Here is an 18567-nt window from a genome sequence, read left to right on the forward strand (position 1 = left end):
AACGGATGGCGCTCACTACCGGGACGCGACGACATTCTGGAGCCAGCCAGGCCAGCGCGCGGAGGAGTCGGTCTTGACATAGCCGACACCTCGAACGCCTGTCTTGACGCTCTCGACGTATTGGCTCGCCAGTTCCTTGGGCACCTGAATCTTGACGCGGAACATCAGCTTCTCGCGCTCGCTGCGCGTCTCGACCTGCTTGGGAGTGAACTGGGCTTCCGGGGACACGAAACTGACTTGTCCGGGAATGGAGCGGTCGGGAGCGTGGTCCAGGGTGATCCGCCCTTCGGCCCCAATCGCCACGCGGGCCGCTTGTTCCGAAGGGAGGAATATCTCCATATAGACGTCCTCCAGATTCACCAGCGTCAGCGCCTTTCCGCCGGCGGCGAGAACCTCCCCGGGCTCGGCCAGGCGATAGAGGACTCTCCCGAGAACGGGGGACTTCAGCGTCGCGTCGTCGATGCGCGTCTGGATCGTCGCCGCGTTTGCCCGGGCTACCTCCACCTGCTGCTTGGAGGTCTGCAGCATCGCTTCCGCTTCCGCGAGGCTGGCCTTGGCCGTCTCCACCTTCGCGTTGCGGACATCGAACTCCCGCTGCGAGCCTGCGCCATCCTTGACCAATCGACGGGAACGTTCGAGCTCAATCTCGGCGAGCTCGATCTCGCTCTTCTGCTTGACGATGGAGGCCTTGGAGAACGCCAGTTTTTCCTCGGCGGCCGCGATGCTCTCGTTGGCCTCGGTCAGTTGCGCCTGAAGGGTGGTGGTGTCCAGCCGACCCAACACCTGTCCGGGTTGCACGATGGCTCCCTCGTCCACCAGGAGCTCGAGGACCCTCAGCGGTTCCTTGGCGGCTACGTCGACGAGCTTCGCCTCCAGCCGGCCGTTCCCCGAGGCGATCCCCTCTGGCAACGCGGATTGCTTCCCCTTCCAATACCGGAAGCCCAAGAGCGCGGCCACCGCGACCACGGCCACCACCAGGATCCACTTGAAACCCTTCTTCGAGAAAATCTTGGACACGTTCGACCCCTTAGTGCTTCGCGGGCTCGGGAGACTGCTTGGTTTCGGGCGCGCTTGGCTGCGTGAGCATCTCGCCCCAGTTGGTCCGTTTCTTCATCTCGTCCAGCGTGGGCTCGGTGACGATGGGTTGGTCCTGGCGCGACTCCCAACCTCCGCCCAACGCTTTGTAGAGGGCTATCAAGCTGGTCGCGACCGAGGAACGCGCCTGCGCCAGGTTGTTCTGCTGCTGCAAGAGTGAGCGCTGCGCGTCGAGCACGCGCTGGTAGTCCACCGCGCCTTCCCGGTATTGCACGAAGGAGAGCTCCACCGACCTCTGGGCGGCATTCACGGCCCGTTGCTCGAAGACCACGGTCTCCTGCGCGTTGAGGTAGCCGGCCAGGGAGTTCTCCACCTCCTGAGCCGCCTGGAGCACGGCATTGCGGTAGCCCACGAGCAATTGCTGGAAGCGTGCGTCCTCGACGCGCACGGTGTTCTTGATGCGTCCGTAATTGAAGAAGGGCCAACGAATCCGAGGACCCAGGGAGTAGAACAAGCTGTCACCCAGATTGAAGGATGTGCCCGCGCCGCTGGTCGCTTGAAGACCGATCGTGCCGAACAGGGTAAACGACGGATAGAGTTCCGCCTTGGCGACGCCGATTCGGGCACACTGCGCGGCGGCGAAGAGCTCGGCGGCGCGGATATCGGGACGCCGCCGCAGTATCTCCGCGGGCACGCCGACGGCGACAAGGGTGGGCGCCTGCGGAATCTCCTGGGGTCCCGCGAGCAGTTCCTCGACCATGCCCGGTGGCTGTCCCAGCAGGGTGCTCAAGGCATTGCGGGCTTGTTGCAGCCCGGTCTGGAGCACGGGGATGGACGCCCGGGTACTTTCCAGGAGGGTGGTGGCCTGGGTCACATCGAGCTCCGAGGTCGCGCCGTTGCGAAAGCGCGATTCGGCGATCTGCAGGCCCTCTTGCTGAATTCTTTCGTTTTCGCGAGCCTGCCCGATGAGCACCTCGAAGGTCCGAATCACGGTATAGGTTCGCGCGACCTCCGCCGTCAGCGAGACGAGTGCGGAGTAGTAGTCAGCGACCGACGCGAGGACGATGTCGCTTTCCGCTTCCACGCCCCGTCTGTATCTGCCCCAGAAATCCAGCTCCCAGACCGCATCGAACCCCAACTCATAATTGACGAAATGGGTGTCGAGCCCGGACACATTGGCGGCGTTCTTGCTGATTCCCTGCGCTGTCACGTTGCCGAAGGCCGCCTGCACCTGCGGATACTGCTGGCCGGTGGCGACCCCCAACCGCGCACGCGCCTCCACGATTCTCAGGCCAGCGACCTGCAAGGGCAGATTCTGCTGGTTGGCGAGCTCGACCAGGCGATTGAGTGCCGGATCGTTGAAAGCCTTCCACCACTGACTGTCGGTGGCGGTCTGGGCAGCGACCCGCGGATCGCCTTTCGCACCCCAGTTCTCGGTCAGTGAGACTTCTGGCCGCGTGAAATCGGGCCCCACGGTGGTACACCCGCCGAGCGCAACGACGACGACGAGCAGTGGCGCCATGCCAAGGAAAGAGGGACCCCCTCTGGATTTCGCCCGCCTGGCACCGTCATGACCACTCATACCTGAATCCCCCTGTGGCGGGAGAAGGGTGGGCGTGTCAACGAGCGCGCCCGGAGCTGTCTGACCTTCCCCCCCGCAGCGACCTTTGCCCTTAACCGCGCGTGCGAGCAAGAACCCGTTTCTCCCGGCCCGAGGTTGTGTCCACAACCCGCCACGCTTGACCAGGCGGGTGTCCTGAATCTCCAAATACGCAAAAGCGTTGCAGGCTTCCGTTTGGCCAGGGGCTCAGTCGCCCAGGTTGATTCCCAACGCGCGCGCGGTGAGAACGGTGTCGCTGTCGAGCGGCACGGCTCTCATTCGTTCGATGGCCGAAGCCAGTGGGATGGTCCTCACCGTGGGAGGATCGAGCACGACCATCACATCGACCTGCCCCTCCGCGAGGGTGCGCACCGCCGCGGCGCCGAAGCGCAAGGCGATCAGGCGATCGAAGGTCGTGGGGCCGCCGCCGCGCTGCAAGTGCCCGAGCACCAGGCTGCGCGTCTCCTTGCCCGTCCTTCGCGTGATTTCGTCGGCGACATACTGGCCAATGCCACCGAGCAGGACCTCACGGCCGGCTTCCTTGGGCCCGCGGACCATCAACTGTCCACCCTTGGGTGTGGCTCCCTCGGCGACCACCACGATGGAGAAGGTGCGGCCGGCGCGCTCGCGCTGCATGACCTTCTCGCAGACCTTCTCGAGATCGAATGGGATCTCCGGCATGAGGATGACATCGGCGGTCCCGGCGACGCCCGAAGCCAGCGCGATCCAGCCCGCGTACCGGCCCATCACCTCGACGACCATCACCCGCTCGTGTGCCTCCGCGGTGGAGTGCACCTTGTCGATGGCATCGGTCGCCGTGCTCACCGCGGTGTCAAAACCGAACGTCGTCACCGTGCCCGAGAGGTCGTTGTCGATGGTCTTCGGCACTCCGACGATGGGAATGCCCTTCTTGATGAACTTCTGCGCGAGGCGCATCGAGCCGTCGCCACCGATGCAGATGAGGGCGTCGAGTTGCTTCGCACGAAAGTTCTCGACCACCTTGTCGGAGATGTCGGTGAGCCGGACGCCCTCGGGCGTCTGGATGGGGTACTCGAAGGGGTTGCCCTTGTTGGCGGTGCCCAGGATGGTGCCACCGAGGTGCGTGATACCGCGCACGGTCTCGCGGGTCAGCGGGATGAGCTCCCGGGTGTCGAGGAGGCCGCGGTAGCCGTGGCGGATGCCGTAGACCTCCCAGCCACGTTCGATCGCCGCCAGGGTGGCCGCCCGGATGACGGCGTTGAGACCTGGCGCGTCGCCGCCGCCGGTATTGATTGCGATTCGCTTGATTTTCTTGGGGTCAAGCATGACCGTGCATCCCCTTTATTTCAACCGCTGTTCATGTTGGCCATCGTCCCCACCTTGAACAAGGAAGGGGCCTGCCGGCGCTAAAGGGCAAGGCGGGCCGCCAGCGCTGCCGCGCCGAGCAGTCCAGCGTCGCTGTTGAGCACGACCTTCACCGGTGTCGTCTCGAGCAGGGGGCTGAGCCGGCCCTTGGCGACAAAAGAGGAACGGAAGGTCCCGTCGAGGAGTTTGGGCAGGATCTTCGGGGCGATGCCTCCCGCGATGAAGACCCCTCCGCGTGCCACGACCTTGAGCGCGAGATTCCCCGCTTCCGCGCCGTAGATGGAGACGAACAGCGATAGCGCCTGAGCGCAGAGCGGATCGTCGCCGGCGAGCCCGTGGCGGGAGATGATCGGGGCGGCGTCGCCGGACGCGCCGGCGATCTCCTCGCGCACCATGCGGGACTCGGCCCCCGGAGAGCGGCCCCGCATGAATTCGTAGAGTGCCACCAGGCCGCGCCCGCAGACGACCCGCTCATAGGAGACGCGCGCGTGGCTCTTCAACAGGAACCTCAACAGCTCGATCTCCAACTCGTTTCGCGGCGCGAAGTCCGTGTGGCCGCCTTCGGAGGCGAGCACCTCGTAGCCGTTCCCCGTGTGGACGACGATCGCCTCTCCGAGCCCGGTCCCGGCGCCGATCAACGCCCACGGCCCCTTGGGATCCGACGGTGAGTCGTTCAGGACGGCGAGGTCGGATGCGGGCAGAACGGTGATCCCAATGGCCAGGGCATGGAAATCATTGACCAGGGTGACGCGCGGTATCCCGAGGGTGCGCTCGAGGCTCCTCGCCTCGACGACCCAGCGCAGGTTGGTGGTCCGGCAGCTGTCCTCGCTCACCGGGCCGGCGATGCCAAAGCACGCCCGCGAGATTTCCCGGCCCCGCTGGCCCAGGAACTCGCTCACCAATGCCTCGAGGCTCGCGTACGCGGCGCTCGGATAGACGCGCCGTTCGATGATGAGCCCGCCTTGCGCCAAGGCAAGCGCGGTCTTCGTTCCGCCTACATCTCCGGCAAGTACCAGCATGCGGCGTGACTCCTCTCAAACTCCGCCGTCGAAAACGAAGCACACCTTGGCGGCCTCGCCCTGGTCGGCCATCTTGTAGCCACGTGCCGCCTCGCTCAGCGGCAAGCGGGTGGTGCAGATCTTCTCCGGATGCAGCCCCCATCGGTCGAGGCGGTCCAGGAGATCGCTCATGTGCCTGAGCGAGGTCACCCAGGACCCGAACAGGGTGATCTGCGGATGAATCAGCAATGGCGAGACGTCGAACTCGATCTTGCCGCCTTCACCGACGAACGCGCATCGTCCCCACTGCCGGGTGGCTTGCAAGGCCAGCAGCCTCCCCCCCGCGGTCCCCGAGCAATCGATGCTGGCCTCGCATCCCCGCCCGCGTGTGAGGTCCTTGATCCGGGACAGCGTTCTGTCATCCACGTCCAGGGCCTCGTCGACCAGGCCAAGGTCCATGGCCAGCTTTCGCCGCACCGGCGACATTTCCGTTCCGATGACCTTGTTGGCGCCCAACGCCTTGCCCAGCATCGCGACGCCCATGCCCACCGGCCCCAGGCCCGTCACCAGCAGGGCGTCCCCACCGTTGACGCCAATGCGCGTCAGGGACTCCCATGCGGTACCGACACCGCAAGCGCACATGGCGCCGTCAACGTATGACAGACTCGCGGGCAGCGGGATGCAGTCGCGCTCGTCCGCCAGCATCCACGGCGCATGGCCTCCATGCCTTTGCCAGCCATACGCCGCCCGCACCGGGCTGGTGCAACTGATTTGATAGCCGTGGCGGCAGTCGTCGCAGACCCCACAGCCGCTGATATGGTAGACGGACACGCGATCGCCGACCTTCAGCGCCTGACAACCCGGTCCGACCGCGGCGATCTGCCCGCACGGCTCGTGTCCCGCGATCATGCCGGGGATGTAACGCTCGGCCCCTTCTCCGATGTGAGCCCGATAGATGGCGCGGATGTCGCTTCCGCAGATGGCCGAGGCCATGATCTTGACCAGCACCTGCCCGTGCTGCGGCTGGGGGACGGGGAACTCCTTGAACTCCACCGTCCTGTTGCCGGGAAGGATCACGCCCCGCATCACTTCTTCTCGTTGCCTGGCGGCTGCTTGTGCCATCGCTCGTGCCTCCCCGAAGAGTTCTCGGTCAAACCAGGGACATCATCACGGAGCTTCCAGCCCGGGAGCGGAGTCCCGCTCGCCGGTATTGATGAACTCGAGGCGGTAGTTCGCCCGCGGGTCGCTCTTCGAGGGACCCGAGACGAGCATGACCAGCGGTCCTGGGACCTGCTGCCGGCGGACCCAGTCCAACGAAAACCTTCGCCAGTCCGCCGGCTCGTCAGGCTGCAGGACGGCCAGCACTCCGTACGAGAATGCCAGGCCACGGCAGACCTCAGGGTCGCTGCTCGCCGCGACCACCCACACCGCTGGCTTGAACCGGGAGATCATCCGGGCGGTCGTCCCACTCTGCGTCGGCACCACCACCGCCGCGCATGGGGCGGTCTCCAGCGCGTCTTCCACGACCGACGCAACGGCCTCCGCCGCCGTCGTCGGCTTGTACTCGGGAGAGAGCTCCCGCAGGTGGACGAGCCGCCTGGCCGGGCGCTTCGCCTCGGTCGCGGCCGCGATGCTCGCGAGCATCGCGACGGCCTCCACCGGATAGAGGCCCATGGCCGACTCGGCGGACAGCATGACGCAGTCGGTGCCGTCGAGGATCGCATTGGCCACATCCGTGGCCTCCGCGCGCGTCGGGAGGCGGCTGGACACCATGGACTCGAGCATCTGCGTGGCGGTGATGACCGGCTTGCCCGCGAGGTTCGCCAGGGAGATCAACCGCTTCTGGATCAAGGTAACCTCCTGGATCGGCACCTCGACGCCCAGGTCTCCGCGCGCCACCATGATTCCGTCAGCGGCGTCCAGGATCTCCTCGATGTGCTGGATGGCGCCGGCGCGCTCGATCTTCGCGATGATGAAGGGCTGCTTCCCACGCGCGGCGGCCGCCTCGCGCACGACCCCAATGTCCGCCGCCGTTTCCACGAAGGATTGGCTGACGGCGTCCACCCCGTGCTCCAGGGCGAAGTTGAGGCAGGCGTGGTCCCGGTCGGTGAAGGCGCTGATTCCCAGGCGGATTCCCGGAAGGTTCAGCCCCTTGCGGGAACGAAGCTCGCCGCCCACCGCCACCACGCACTCCACATCGTTGCCCGTCACGCGCTCGACGACGAGCTGGACCAGTCCATCGTTCAGGAACAGGCGGTCACCGGGTTTGACCACCTTCGGCAGCGCCTCGAAGCTCATCGAGACGCGTCTCGCGTTGCCGGTGATCTGCTCCGTGGTCAGGGTGAAGCGGTCGTTCGCCAGGAGATTGATGGGCTCCGGGTCGATCTTGCCGAGCCGCATCTTGGGACCGGGCAGGTCCGCCATGATGGTGACCGGGCGCCCCACGGTCTTCTCCGCCGCCCGGAGGCGGGCAATCGTCGCGGCGTGCGTCGTGAACTCGCCGTGTGAGAAGTTCAGTCGTGCGATGTTCAACCCGGCGGCGATCATCCGCTCGAGCACCTCGGGCTTGTCGGAAGCGGGCCCGATCGTCGCGACGATCTTGGTCTTCTGAGCAGGGAGTGGCATGGAGCCTCCGTATCGAACTGAACAGGGTTTCCCGAAACCGGGTTCCGCTATTGGATGGTGGGACCTTCGGCCAGCGCGGAGCTGGTGAAGAGGGGCGCGCCCTCGGTCAGCACGGAACCGTCGACGAAGGGACGGCCCTCGGCCAGCGCCTCCAGGTTCGCCACCGTCGTCCGGGCGATGTCATTCAGTGCTTCCTGGGTCAGGAACGCCTGGTGGGCGGTGGCCAGGACCTTGGGGAACGTCAGGAGCCGTGCCAGCGTATCGTCCTGGAGCACCTGGCCGGACAGGTCCTCGAAGAAGATGCCTTCCTCCTCCTCGTAGACGTCCAGCGCCACGCCGCCCAGCTTGTCTTCCTTCAATGCGGCGATCAGCGCCGTGGTATCGACCAGTCCTCCACGGCTCACGTTGATCAGGATGACCCCCGGCTTCATCAGCGCCAGGGTCTCACCGCGGATGATGTGCCGCGTCTCGGGCGTCAGTGGAATGTGGAGAGAGATGACATCACTCTCGCGCGCGAGGGTTCTGGCGTCGACGTACTCCACACCCGTCTGCCGCGCCCACTCAGCCGCGGGGTACGCGTCGAAGGCCAGGATGCGCATGCCGAAGCCGCGCAGGATCTGGGCGGTGATGCGGCCGATCTTGCCGGTGCCGAATATCCCGGCGGTCTTGCCGTGCAGGTCGGTGCCAACCAGGCCGTTCAGCGAGAAGTTCTGCTCGCGTACACGGTTGAATGCGCGGTGGATCTTCCGATTGAGCGTCAGCAGCAGGGTCACCGCGTGCTCGGCCACGGCGTAGGGGGAGTACGCGGGCACGCGAGTGACGGTGATGCCCGCCTCCCGTGCGGCGTGGAGATCCACGTTGTTATACCCCGTACAACGAAGGGCGAGCAGCTTCACGCCCAGCTCGCCGAGCGTTCGCAGGCACGGCCGATCCACCGCGTCATTCACGAAGACACAGACGGCCTGTGCCCCGCTCGCGGTCCGCGCGGTCTCGGCGCTGAGCCGGAAATCCCAGAACTGCCACTGGAGGATGTCCCGAGGAGCCGCCGCGAGCAGGTGTGCCTGGTCGTAAGGCTTTGTGTCATAGACGGCGGTGAGCATGTTCATGCCTCCATTCAAAACACCCTAGCTGATGAGATAGAGCACCAGCACGGTCGCGATCAGGAGCTGCAGGGCCACCGTCCAGGCCGTGACTTCTCCGAGCGGGAGGAGAAATCCCTCCCCGGTCTGCTCGCGCTCGAGCTGCGCCCTCATCTTCCGGCCCTTCTTCAATGCCGACCACATCAGTGCGTAACCCAGGAAGACGAAGCCGGAAGAGAGGAGGAGCACCACCCAGCGGGGCCACCCCTTGATGAGCAGTTCTGTGACAAGCGCGCCGCCGCCCGAGATTGCCGCGCCTGTCCTCACCATCGAGAGGAGGGTCCGCGTCGCCGCCATGTGGGTGTTTTCGAGCGTGAGCCGGGAGGGCTTGTCACTCGAAGGCGGAGAGGAGGTGTCCATGCGCGAGCAGCTCGATTTTCAGGCCTACGTATACATCGTGGCTTGGCGCTCGTCTTCGAGACTGTAGGCGCTGTTCACGAGCGCCAGGTGGCTGAACGCCTGGGGGAAGTTGCCGATCTGCCGGCGCGCCCCGGGCAGGTACTCTTCCGCGAGCAGCCCCACGTCGTTGCAGAGCCCCGACAGCTTGTCGAAGAGACGCCGCGCGTCCTCGTCCCGCCCCATGAGGTAGTAGGTATTCACCAGCCAGAAGGAGCAGGCGAGGAAGGCTCCCTCCTCTCCGACGAGACCGTCGACACTCTCCTCCGTCCGGTAGCGCAGCACCAGCCCGTCCGGCATCAATTCCTCCTCGATGGCCCGCACCGTTCCAACGACACGGGGATCATCCGCCGGGAGGAACCCGGAGAGCGGGATGACGAGCAGGCTCGCGTCCACTCCCTCGGAGCCGTAGTACTGCGTGAACGTGTTGCGCTTGGAGTCGTAACCCTTGCTGCACACCTCATCGAAGATGGTCTGCCGCAGCTTCACCCACGGCGCCTTGTCTTCCTTCAAGGCGTACTCATCGATCGCACGCACCCAACGATCGACGGCGATCCACGCCGCCACCTTGGACGCGGTGAACGAATGCTTCGGGCCCCGCATCTCCCAGATGCCATGGTCTGGCTCCGTCCAAACCCTGGAAGCCTGGGTCGCGATGGCCTTGAGGGCCTTCTGGCCGCGTTCAGGCAACGTGCCCACCAGTTGCGCGTGGAGGTAGACAACCCAGGCGAACTCGCCCAGGACGTCGAGCTGGAATTGCGAATAGGCACCGTTCCCGATCCGCACGGGCCGAGCACCTTCATAGCCTTTCAGCCAGCCCAGCTCGACCTCGGTGAGGCGCCGCTCGCCCCGGATGCCGTACATGATCTGCATCTGGCCCGGCGCGCCTCCAATGGCGTTCACCAACCAATCACCGAACGCCTTCGCCTCCTCCCCGAGGCCGGCACGCATGAACGCGTTCAAGGTCAAGGCCGCGTCACGGATCCAGCAGAACCGGTAGTCCCAGTTGCGCTCTCCGCCCGGGGTCTCCGGGAGCCCGAACGTAGGAGCTGCGACGATCGCCCCCGTGGATTGGAAGGTGCATGCCTTGAGGGTGATCAGCGATCGGATGACCACGTCCTCATGTTCCCTGGGCGGGCGGATCCGCGCGGCCCACCCCTCCCAATAGGACTCCGTCTCGCGCAAGGCCGCCTCAGGGTCGATCAGATCCGGGATTCCCTCGTAGGGCCGTGCCCAGGAGAGCACGAAGGGAATCCGCTGGCCTGCCTGAACGGTGAACTCCGAGTCGAACGGTGGTGGCGCTTCGCCGGTCCCGCCGCGCAGGTAGACCGCGTCCGGGCCGGCCACGGCGGCGAAGCTCCCGTCCCGCCTGCTCACCAGGGGAACGGTGTAGCCATTGGCGAATCGAGGGCGAAGCTCCGAGCGCATCGTCACCTTGCCCCGGACCCCCTCCACCCACCGCACCAGGTGGGGGCATCCCTTCCGCAGGGGCATGAAGTCCACGAGCCGTACCACGCCCTCATCCGTCACGAACTCCGTTTCCAGGATGAGGGTCTTGCCGCGGTAGCGTCGCCGCACGTCGCGTACAGCCACCTTCGGAGCAATCTTCCACCGCCCGTTGTCGGGTGTTCCCAGCAGCGACGCGAAGCACGCATCCGAGTCGAAATCCGGGAGGCAGAGAAAGTTGACGGACCCATCTCGAGCAATGAGCGCGGCCGTGTACAGATCTCCGATGAGCGCATGATCTTCGATGAGGGCAGCAGGCTCTGGCCGGGTATCGCTTCCCCATCCAGTCCGGTGCATTTCCCTGCCTTGCGTCGTCTCTATCGTAGACATATTCTCGCCCTCCAGCGCCTGGTCTGCTTCGCCTGAAAAAAATGGGCCGACCCCACCGGGGCGTCAACTTGCACTAAGGGCTTGCCCTGACGCAGCCTCACCTCTTGGACCAGGCAGGCACCAGGCTGAGAGACTTCTGGCGGCGCACCAATCGTCTGGCAGCCTTCCCGCAGGGCAGTCTCACCTGCCTTCGAGGCCGCACTGGCACTCTCCTGGGAGTCGACTCAAGGTGAGAGCCATGGCGACCATCGAAATTGGCAAGGACGACTTCAAGGACATCGTGTCGAAGGAGGGAATCGTCATCCTTCACTGGTGGGCCGTCTGGTGTGGCCCGTGTCACTCCTTCTCCCCCGTCTTCGAGCAGGCCAGCGAGCAGTATCCGGACATCCGCTTCGGGAAGATCGACATCGAAAAGGAGCCCGAGCTGGCAGACGCGTTCGCGGTCCGCTCCCTTCCCACGGTGATGGCCCTCCGCGACGGCCTCATGCTCTTCGAGCGGGCGGGAGAGCTGTCGGCGGCGGAGCTCGAGGAGCTCATCCGCCAGGTGCGCGCACTGGACATGAACGAGGTCCGCCAGCGGGTCGTGGAGCTTCGGTCTCAGCAATGATAAAGCCATGACGACAATCACTCACACGGAACCCCTGAAGCGGAAAGCCTATGAGAAAGAGCTTCGCAAGCTCCAGGCCCAGCTCTGCCTGCTTCAGGATTGGGTCAAGCAGAAGGGGTTGCGTGTCATCGTGGTGTTCGAAGGACGGGACGCCGCGGGCAAGGGCGGAACGATTCGCGCCATCACGGAGCGGGTGAGTCCCCGGGTGTTTCGCGTGGTGGCCCTCCCGGCGCCCTCGGACCGGGAGAAGACCCAGATGTTCCTCCAGCGGTACGTGCCCCATTTCCCCGCCGCGGGCGAGATCGTGATCTTCGACCGCAGCTGGTACAACCGGGCGGGAGTCGAGCTCGTGATGGGCTTCTGCACTCCCGAGGAGCACAAACGCTTCTTGAAAGGCTGCCCCGTCTTCGAGAAGTACATGGTCGAGAGTGGAATCCTCCTGCTGAAGATCTGGCTCGAGGTCGGCATGGAGGAGCAGCAGAAGAGATTCGAAGCACGGATCTCGGACCCCCTCCGGCAGTGGAAGTTGAGCCCGATGGACATCGAGTCCTGGACGCGCTGGTACGACTACTCCCGTGCGCGTGACATGATGTTCGCCGCGACGGACACGCCGTATGCACCCTGGTTCATCTTGCGGTCCGACGACAAGAAAAGGGCGCGGCTCAACTGCATCCGCTTCCTGCTGGACAAGATTCCCCACAAGAAAGTGAAGCGCCAGAAGGTCAAGCTGCCCCGCCGTTCCATGCGCGAGGCCTATGACGATGGCGCTTCACTCGAGGGGAAGAATCACATACCCGAAAGGTACTGAGCGTCCACCCATCACGGGCAGTTGAGCTCGTAGCGCTTCGTGTCTCCGTCGGGGCCGGTCACGTTGACGGTCGAGGAGCCGTTGAACTCCGTGGTGAAGGCGCCGTCCTTGCTTTCCACCGTCACCCTGCCGGCGGAGGGGCACTGGTTCTGGCAGCGCTGGAAGTTGGTGACGGTCGCGGTGGTGGTCATATCGTCGCGGGTGCTACCGCCCTGGCCATTCATGGTCACGCACCCGCTTCCCTGCTCCCAGTTCATGGTGATCTGCTCATTCCGGGAGTCAGCCGTGTCTGGAGAGCGGCTGCGTGACGTCATCGTCACCACTCGCTGGGTGCCCGAGCGCGTGGCGACCGCGTTCAGATCGAGGATATAGGGGCGTCCATCCGCGGTCAGGTCCGTGGAGGTGGCGACGAGGACGAGCTGGCCGTTGACATCAGAGAGCTCGAGCCGCACGGTCCCGGAGACCGAGTTCAGCCCGAAGGCGCCAGAGCAGTTGTTGAAGTTGTAGGTCACCGTGGAGCCCGAGGCCACCGCCCCCGCGCACCCGGCAGGGGTGTAGTACGTGTTGGCCCGGTCGGCGATCGCCGTCGCGGCCGCGTTCACATCGACCTGAGCCGTGACCGGGGCGGAGAAGTAGTAGACGCCATAGGGATCGACCCAACTGTAGGCGTAGTAGGCGTCGTAGCCGTACCAGTATGGGTCGTAATAGGCGTAGTCGTAATAATAGGGGTCGTAGTAGGCGTAACACCCGGTCATGGTCATCGCGAAAAGAGAGACCATCGCCTTGAAGCGCTTCATCGTTGGCTCCTTGCAGAAGGTAGAGCCCTCGTTTTCGCGCCTTCGCGGATTCCGAGGCAGAGGCCGCAACGAGGGCGTCTATTCGTCCTGTGTGCGAGCAAGATAGTGAGCGGGTTCGGGGCCGTAACGGGTCCTTGGGGATGAGACCCCCGTTGCCCTGGAGACGGCACCCAGGTGCTGCGGTGTTGGAAGGCGCTACTCCCAGGCCAGCGCGAGCTCGGTGAGCCACGAGGAAGCGGGTGTCGTGCCCGCCCCCAGGAACGTCTCGCGCAGGGGGAGGGCCGGGGTGCGCTCCCGCGCATGAAGGTGGGCGAAGAGACGCGCCCAGGAGGGACCCACCGAATCGGGCGGCCCGGTATGTACGAGCGTGGCCACCTGCACCTCGGGCAGCTCCTCCACATGGACGCCCTCCGGGTGGGCCCCGGAAGCCAGTGGCACGCACCAGGAGATGTCCGCGTCCTCCTCGCGATACTCCGCCTCGTGATAGAGGCAGAAGGGTGGACCCGCCACCCGCGGACCGCACGCGGCGAGCAGGCGCGGGAAGACCACCGCGGCGTCCGAGTAGCGCCCCCGGGCGCGGTGCACGGCGGCGCGAATCGGTGGCAACCACCGCTCGAGCAATGGCGGGGGCGCGCGCAGGTACGCCTCCGCCTGCGACTGCTGACGCAGCAATGTGTCCAGGGCCGTCACCGCCCGCTGCGCGCTGGCCGCCTCCGCGGCGAGCCGGGCGCGTACCCGCGTCAGTTGCTCGGTGAGCGAGGACCCCTGCTCCAGGTGCGCGAGCACCCCGCGGATCTCCTCCAGCGACAGTTGCAGGTCCCGCAGCGCGCGCAGGGTGTGGGCCTGAGCGATGTCACGCTCGGTGTAGTAGCGGTAGCCAGAGGAAGGATCCACGTGCGAGGGAGGCAGCAGCCCCTTCTCCTGGTAGAGGCGCAGCGCCTTCACGCTCAGTCCCGTGATGCGCGACACCTCTCCGATGGCATACAGCGGTCCACTCAATGCTCTACCTCCGCGAGAAAGGCGCGCAGCGTGGCCGCGAAGGCCTCGGGCTGCTCCTCGAAGGGGAAGTGTCCGCTGCCCGGGAGCTCCACCAGCCGTGCGTGGGGCAGGGCTTGTACCACACGGGCGGTGGCGGCACGCGGCTGCAGGTCCTCGGCCCCGTGGATGACGAGGGTAGGGGAGCGCACCCGGCGCAGCCAGGCACTCCAGTCGTGGTGGCGTCCCAGGCTCAGGTAGAGCCCCAGGGAAAGCCACCCCCCGGGGGCGCCGGAGCCGGGCAGCAGCGCCTCGGGACGCTCCCGCTGTATGGCCTGGGCGTAGAGGGGACCGAAGTCCGCGAAGTGCCCGGCCAGCTTCGCTTCGTCCTCCTTCAGGCGCGAGGGGAAGTCGAAGGTGTGCTCCATCCATGCCTCCAGCGCGCGCTGCCCTTCCGGATCCAGCCGGGCCCGCACCTGCGTGAACAGGTCGCCGTCGCCGGCGGGCATCGTCACGAGCGGCGCGGGCGCCACCAGCACGAGGGCCCGCACCCGCTCCGGCCACTCCGCCGCATAGAGCGCGGCCACCAGCGCTCCGAAGGAGTGCCCCACCAGCGTGAGGCGCTCCTGCCCGAGGAGGCGCCGGATACGCTCCAGATCCGCGAGCTGTGCGGCAAGCCCCAGCCGTGCCTCCACCTCCTGCATGGCCTGCCACGTGCCTCCAGGCGGAGCGTGGAGGAGGGGACGGGAGGAGGCACCACAGCCGCGCTGATCGTAGAAGTGCCAGCGCAGGGTATCGCTGGCGAGGACGGCCGCCCGCCACGGAGCCGCCGGGGGCAGGCCCGGGCCGCCGTGCACGACGACGAGGTCTCGCCCCTGGCCCACGGCCACGTGGTGCAGTTGCACGCCCGGGGCTACCTGCCAGCTCGAGGCGTCGGCTCGCTGTCCGGGTGGCACCTCCAGTGTCTCGCCCCGCTCCGCCAACGCTTGCTCCACGGTGCCCGGCTCGAAGAGGGCTCGCCCCATCCACCACCAGGTGCCCACCGCCGCGCCCACCAGCAGGGCGAGTGCTCCGAGTGCTACAACCATGATGTTCCTCCGCGACCTGTCTCTGGGTGACATGCGCGAAGGGTGGAGGTCTGCCCCTGGGGCAGAGTCAAGCGCGTGCGGGAGTTCCAGCTCAGCTCCCGCACGTCCGGACCCGGATGAGGTTGCCGAGCCCCTGGGTGTTGGTGCGATAGTCATGCAGCATCTGGGCCAGGAGGCGCGTACCCTGGGGCCCGTGCGTCCGCCTCACCAGAACACGCTCATGAAACAGAAGCTCGTCGACTACTTCCGCCGCATCGCACCGCTGTCGGACGAGGAAGCCCAGGCCATCCTGGACAGCATGGTGGTGAAGTCCTGGCCGAAGGGCACGCACCTGCTCATGGCGGGCCAGGTCTGCACCGAGGCCTACTTCGTCCTCCAGGGCTGCGTCCGCCAGTACTACGTCGTCGACGGTGAAGAGCGGAGCAACGGGTTCTTCACCGAGGACGACTGGGTCCTCTCGATTCACAGCCTGATGAACCGGACCCCGGCGGATCACTTCCTGGTCTGCGCGGAGGACACCACGGTGGTGGTGGGCAACGAGCAACGCGAGCAGGACCTGTATCGGCGCTTCCCGCGCTTCGAAAGCATCTCCCGGATGGCGATGCAGAAGGTTCTGGGGGAACAGCAGGAGCGGCTCGCTTCCTATCTCACCGATAGCCCGGAGCAGCGCTACCTCAAGCTCTCGAAGACGCGGCCGGACATCTTCCAGCGGATTCCCCAGTACCAGCTGGCCAGCTACATCGGCGTGAAGCCCGAGTCGCTGAGCCGGATCCGAAAGCGCATCGCCACGCGCGGCAAGCCGGCTACGCCGCGACGGAAGGAGTGACCGCGACGGAAGGAGTGACCGTCCGGAACCCCTTGGCGATGAGCCAGCCGCCGAGGAACAGCTCGAACAGGCCCCCGGGCCCGGAGAAGAGGACGCCCCACGGCAGCCCGAAGAGCTCGAACACGGACCCCAGCGCCAGAAGCCCGTAGCCCACCGCGCCCAACAGCGGGAGGAACGAGGGCAGCAGCCGGGACTGGTACAGCGACAGGAAGAACGGCACGCTTCCGGCCCCCAGGATGATCATCGCGAGCTGGTACGCCCAGAAGTTCCCCTTCGAGAGAAGTTTGAACAGGGTGACCAGCTCCGGCGTCGTCTGCCCTTGGGCGGATTCTCCGAGTTGCAGGATGGACAGAAGGAACACCACCCCGACGAGGAGGAGCACCGCCTCCATCACCCGCGTGCAGACGTACGCGACGGAGATGCTCGGGCTCCGCTCACGGAGTATCGGAAAGAACAGAACACCAATCCCGACGACGATGATGGAGTTCAACAGGAGCAGCAGCGCGCCCCCGACGAATGGAGTCCTCTGACCGGCCACCGCGGCCAGGTTCACCGGCTCCTTCAGGACGGAGGTGACGAGCGCGGTGCCGATGCCGTAGGCGAAGAACGGAAGGATGAAGAGAATCCCCAGGGTGCGGGAGTGAAGGCGAGTGGTGTTCATTTCGAGGGTTCTAGAACGTTCAGCGACGGTGTGGCCTGGAAAGTAGGGGAGGGGCGCCCTCGCCCGCATTGACGAGGGTCAATAAATGCGAGCCGCGCTTCCTACGGTGGCCGGGTCGAGACCTGGCGCGGTGGGTGTGCAGGCTCCGCGGCTCGGAGTGATGGCGGAGAGAAGCCGGCCTGGGCCATCGCCACCGGCGGCCCAGGTGCCGGCGCGCTCGGCGGGGTGACGAAGAGCAACCTGGTGAACAGCCTCTTGCACTTCAGGCCCGGCTCTCCTCGCGAGCCAACTCGGGCATGCTCGTGGGCTGCTCCAAACGTGGAGCGATACGCGAGGAGGGGGGAATGAAGCTCTTCACCATGGGAGACAGTCTCGCGCAGGGGTTCCGCTCCCTGTCGAGCGCCCGGACGGATCAGTGCTACTCGACGTTGATCGCCCAGGTGCTTCAGGCCGGCCCCTATCGCTACCCCGTCTGGCCGCACGGCGGTCTGCCCGTGGATCTCGAGCGCGTCATGCGCCGGTTGGAGGCGCGCTATGGAAGCAACATCCGCAGCTTCGAGTGGCTGACTGTTCTCCAAACCATCAACGATGTGCTCGACGAATCGGAGACCTTCTACGAAAGAGGCGAGGGCAGCGAGAACACGCCCTATCCCGGCGGGGACCGTTTCTGGCACAACGCGGCGTTCTGGGGGGCCACCGTCGCCGATGCCTGGCAGGTGACGCCCGCCGTCTGCAAGCAGGCCATCCGGGCCGCCAACGGCCGCCGGGACGAGTTCCTGGGCGTACCGAATGCCTCGTACTACCGGACCGCGCTCAAGGTACTGAATCCGCGGCTGGAGCCGGCGCTCGATGGCATCAGCCAGCTCGGCTGGCTGGAACATCATGCCCGGGCCGAGGGCGTGGAGAACCTGCTGCTCTGGCTGGGCGCGAACAACGCACTGGCCACGGTGATTCAGCTCCGCATCCAGCAGACCCCGAACGATCCCAGGAATCGCCCCTACCAGCTCGGCTATTTCGAGCGTGACTCTTTCGGCTGGAATCTCTGGCACCCCGACGACTTCGCCCCGGAGTACGAACACCTCATGACCGAAGTCACCCGGATCATGGCCGCCAACAAGGCGCACGACTGGCGCGTCTTCGTGGGGACGGTGCCGGAGGTGACCATCGCCCCCCTGGCCAAGGGAGTGGGCGAGACCTACGAGATCGACGGCTCCATCTATTACAAGTACTACACGTACTTCCCCTTCGAGGAGGATTTCGCCCACACCTCGAAGTACCAGCTGTCCCTCCAGGATGCGTTGCACATCGATCGGTGCATCCACCGGTACAACGACACCATCAAGAGCCTGGTCAAGGCCGCGAACGCGCGAGCGGGGAAGCCGAGATTCTTCATCGTCGATCTCTGCAAGGCGTTTCACGACATCGCCTGGAAGAGGAACGACGCCCAGCCGCCTTATCAATATCCGAGTTCCTTCGAATTCATCTACCCCAAGGTCGATTCCAAGTATTACCACGCGGACGAGACCGGCCGGCTCCGTCAGGGCGGGTTGATCGGTCTCGACGGAGTCCACCCGGGAGCGATCGGTCATGGACTCATGGCCTGGGAGTTCTTGAAGGTGATGCGAGACGCCGGTGTGAAGGTCAATGGCGCGAATATCAATCCAGATGCCCTGGATTGGTCCGCGATCTTCGCCAGCGACTCGCTCTACTCGTCGCCCATCCGGATCATGAGGGAGATCTACCAGAACACCCGGCTGGCGGAGACCCTGCTCACGCTGCTCGGCGCCTGGAAGGACTGAGCTCCACGTCCATGCCCAGAACTCTTGCCCACT

17 protein-coding genes are annotated in these 18567 nt (G+C 65.8%); 4 read left to right on the forward strand and 13 right to left on the reverse strand.

Going from position 1 to position 18567, the window contains the following annotated elements; translation table 11 throughout:
- Positions 1-15 precede the first annotated feature (15 nt).
- From BO221_RS49990 to BO221_RS50030, 9 genes are all read right to left on the reverse strand, one after another.
- On the reverse strand, positions 16-1017 hold the full coding sequence (locus tag BO221_RS49990; RefSeq protein WP_233166626.1) for an HlyD family secretion protein: 1002 nt from the start codon (positions 1015-1017) through the stop codon (positions 16-18).
- A gap of 10 nt (positions 1018-1027) precedes the next feature.
- Positions 1028-2557 carry an efflux transporter outer membrane subunit gene (locus BO221_RS49995; protein WP_073568040.1) on the reverse strand — a complete coding sequence of 510 codons (1530 nt, stop codon included), beginning with the start codon at positions 2555-2557 and terminating at the stop codon, positions 1028-1030.
- A gap of 285 nt (positions 2558-2842) precedes the next feature.
- Positions 2843-3940 carry a 6-phosphofructokinase gene (locus BO221_RS50000; protein WP_073568041.1) on the reverse strand — a complete coding sequence of 366 codons (1098 nt, stop codon included), beginning with the start codon at positions 3938-3940 and terminating at the stop codon, positions 2843-2845.
- Between the two features lie 80 nt (positions 3941-4020).
- The gene (locus BO221_RS50005; RefSeq protein WP_073568042.1) at positions 4021-4998 is read right to left on the reverse strand and encodes a glucokinase; all 978 of its coding nucleotides are present in this window, start codon (positions 4996-4998) and stop codon (positions 4021-4023) included.
- A 15-nt stretch (positions 4999-5013) separates the two neighbouring features.
- Positions 5014-6099 (reverse strand): zinc-binding dehydrogenase, encoded by a 1086-nt coding sequence (locus tag BO221_RS50010; RefSeq protein WP_198956346.1) that lies wholly within the window; start codon positions 6097-6099, stop codon positions 5014-5016.
- A gap of 45 nt (positions 6100-6144) precedes the next feature.
- Positions 6145-7602 carry a pyruvate kinase gene (pyk, locus tag BO221_RS50015; protein WP_073568044.1) on the reverse strand — a complete coding sequence of 486 codons (1458 nt, stop codon included), beginning with the start codon at positions 7600-7602 and terminating at the stop codon, positions 6145-6147.
- A gap of 47 nt (positions 7603-7649) precedes the next feature.
- Positions 7650-8708, reverse strand: coding sequence for a 2-hydroxyacid dehydrogenase (locus BO221_RS50020; RefSeq protein ID WP_073568045.1), 1059 nt, complete (start codon positions 8706-8708; stop codon positions 7650-7652).
- 18 nt (positions 8709-8726) lie between these two features.
- Positions 8727-9101 carry a DUF202 domain-containing protein gene (locus BO221_RS50025; protein ID WP_143196158.1) on the reverse strand — a complete coding sequence of 125 codons (375 nt, stop codon included), beginning with the start codon at positions 9099-9101 and terminating at the stop codon, positions 8727-8729.
- Positions 9102-9125: 24 nt separating this feature from the next.
- A complete protein-coding gene (locus BO221_RS50030; RefSeq protein ID WP_073568047.1) occupies positions 9126-10940 on the reverse strand; it encodes a glycoside hydrolase family 15 protein in 1815 nt (604 codons plus the stop codon).
- 271 nt (positions 10941-11211) lie between these two features.
- Here BO221_RS50030 and BO221_RS50035 point away from each other — a divergent pair, with 271 nt between their 5' ends.
- Together BO221_RS50035 and ppk2 are read left to right on the forward strand one after the other, a co-directional pair.
- Positions 11212-11580 carry a co-chaperone YbbN gene (locus BO221_RS50035; protein ID WP_073568048.1) on the forward strand — a complete coding sequence of 123 codons (369 nt, stop codon included), beginning with the start codon at positions 11212-11214 and terminating at the stop codon, positions 11578-11580.
- A gap of 7 nt (positions 11581-11587) precedes the next feature.
- Positions 11588-12388, forward strand: coding sequence for a polyphosphate kinase 2 (gene ppk2 / locus BO221_RS50040; protein WP_073568049.1), 801 nt, complete (start codon positions 11588-11590; stop codon positions 12386-12388).
- An 11-nt stretch (positions 12389-12399) separates the two neighbouring features.
- On the opposite strand, the gene BO221_RS50045 is transcribed toward ppk2, so the two are convergent.
- The 3 genes from BO221_RS50045 to BO221_RS50055 all read right to left on the reverse strand — a co-directional run bounded on the left by BO221_RS50045 (position 12400) and on the right by BO221_RS50055 (position 15248).
- Entirely contained in the window at positions 12400-13185 is a 786-nt protein-coding gene (locus BO221_RS50045; protein WP_073568050.1) for a hypothetical protein, read from the reverse strand.
- Between the two features lie 195 nt (positions 13186-13380).
- Complete coding sequence (locus BO221_RS50050) at positions 13381-14184, reverse strand: MerR family transcriptional regulator (RefSeq protein WP_073568051.1); 804 nt, start codon at positions 14182-14184, stop codon at positions 13381-13383.
- Positions 14181-15248 (reverse strand): alpha/beta fold hydrolase, encoded by a 1068-nt coding sequence (locus BO221_RS50055; protein ID WP_073568052.1) that lies wholly within the window; start codon positions 15246-15248, stop codon positions 14181-14183. The genes BO221_RS50050 and BO221_RS50055 overlap by 4 nt, the downstream gene beginning before the upstream one ends.
- A 154-nt stretch (positions 15249-15402) precedes the next feature.
- Between BO221_RS50055 and BO221_RS50060 the strand changes: the two genes are divergently transcribed.
- On the forward strand, positions 15403-16074 hold the full coding sequence (locus BO221_RS50060; protein WP_233166627.1) for a Crp/Fnr family transcriptional regulator: 672 nt from the start codon (positions 15403-15405) through the stop codon (positions 16072-16074).
- Here BO221_RS50060 and BO221_RS50065 read toward each other — a convergent pair.
- On the reverse strand, positions 16052-16735 hold the full coding sequence (locus BO221_RS50065) for a DUF4386 domain-containing protein (RefSeq protein ID WP_073568053.1): 684 nt from the start codon (positions 16733-16735) through the stop codon (positions 16052-16054). The two genes, BO221_RS50060 and BO221_RS50065, sit on opposite strands and share 23 nt — an antisense overlap.
- Positions 16736-17079: 344 nt before the next feature.
- On the opposite strand from BO221_RS50065, the gene BO221_RS50070 reads away from it, so the two are divergent.
- Positions 17080-18534: a hypothetical protein gene (locus BO221_RS50070; RefSeq protein WP_073568054.1), complete on the forward strand. Its 1455-nt coding sequence runs from the start codon at positions 17080-17082 to the stop codon at positions 18532-18534.
- Positions 18535-18567 lie beyond the last annotated feature (33 nt).

Source organism: Archangium sp. Cb G35 (assembly GCF_001896145.1).
GTDB lineage: Bacteria > Myxococcota > Myxococcia > Myxococcales > Myxococcaceae > Archangium > Archangium violaceum.

What these genes read in the sequence shown, in the direction of transcription:
- BO221_RS50070 (WP_073568054.1), top strand. Translation starts at nt 17,080, where the DNA reads ATGAAGCTCTTCACCATGGGAGACAGTCTCGCGCAGGGGTTCCGCTCC.
- ppk2 (WP_073568049.1), top strand. Translation starts at nt 11,588, where the DNA reads ATGACGACAATCACTCACACGGAACCCCTGAAGCGGAAAGCCTATGAG.
- pyk (WP_073568044.1), bottom strand. Translation starts at nt 7,602, where the DNA reads ATGCCACTCCCTGCTCAGAAGACCAAGATCGTCGCGACGATCGGGCCC.
- BO221_RS50025 (WP_143196158.1), bottom strand. Translation starts at nt 9,101, where the DNA reads ATGGACACCTCCTCTCCGCCTTCGAGTGACAAGCCCTCCCGGCTCACG.
- BO221_RS50030 (WP_073568047.1), bottom strand. Translation starts at nt 10,940, where the DNA reads ATGCACCGGACTGGATGGGGAAGCGATACCCGGCCAGAGCCTGCTGCC.
- BO221_RS50035 (WP_073568048.1), top strand. Translation starts at nt 11,212, where the DNA reads ATGGCGACCATCGAAATTGGCAAGGACGACTTCAAGGACATCGTGTCG.
- BO221_RS50005 (WP_073568042.1), bottom strand. Translation starts at nt 4,998, where the DNA reads ATGCTGGTACTTGCCGGAGATGTAGGCGGAACGAAGACCGCGCTTGCC.
- BO221_RS50065 (WP_073568053.1), bottom strand. Translation starts at nt 16,735, where the DNA reads ATGAACACCACTCGCCTTCACTCCCGCACCCTGGGGATTCTCTTCATC.
- BO221_RS50060 (WP_233166627.1), top strand. Translation starts at nt 15,403, where the DNA reads ATGCAGCATCTGGGCCAGGAGGCGCGTACCCTGGGGCCCGTGCGTCCG.
- BO221_RS50045 (WP_073568050.1), bottom strand. Translation starts at nt 13,185, where the DNA reads ATGAAGCGCTTCAAGGCGATGGTCTCTCTTTTCGCGATGACCATGACC.
- BO221_RS50000 (WP_073568041.1), bottom strand. Translation starts at nt 3,940, where the DNA reads ATGCTTGACCCCAAGAAAATCAAGCGAATCGCAATCAATACCGGCGGC.
- BO221_RS50055 (WP_073568052.1), bottom strand. Translation starts at nt 15,248, where the DNA reads ATGGTTGTAGCACTCGGAGCACTCGCCCTGCTGGTGGGCGCGGCGGTG.
- BO221_RS50020 (WP_073568045.1), bottom strand. Translation starts at nt 8,708, where the DNA reads ATGAACATGCTCACCGCCGTCTATGACACAAAGCCTTACGACCAGGCA.
- BO221_RS50010 (WP_198956346.1), bottom strand. Translation starts at nt 6,099, where the DNA reads ATGGCACAAGCAGCCGCCAGGCAACGAGAAGAAGTGATGCGGGGCGTG.
- BO221_RS49995 (WP_073568040.1), bottom strand. Translation starts at nt 2,557, where the DNA reads ATGGCGCCACTGCTCGTCGTCGTCGTTGCGCTCGGCGGGTGTACCACC.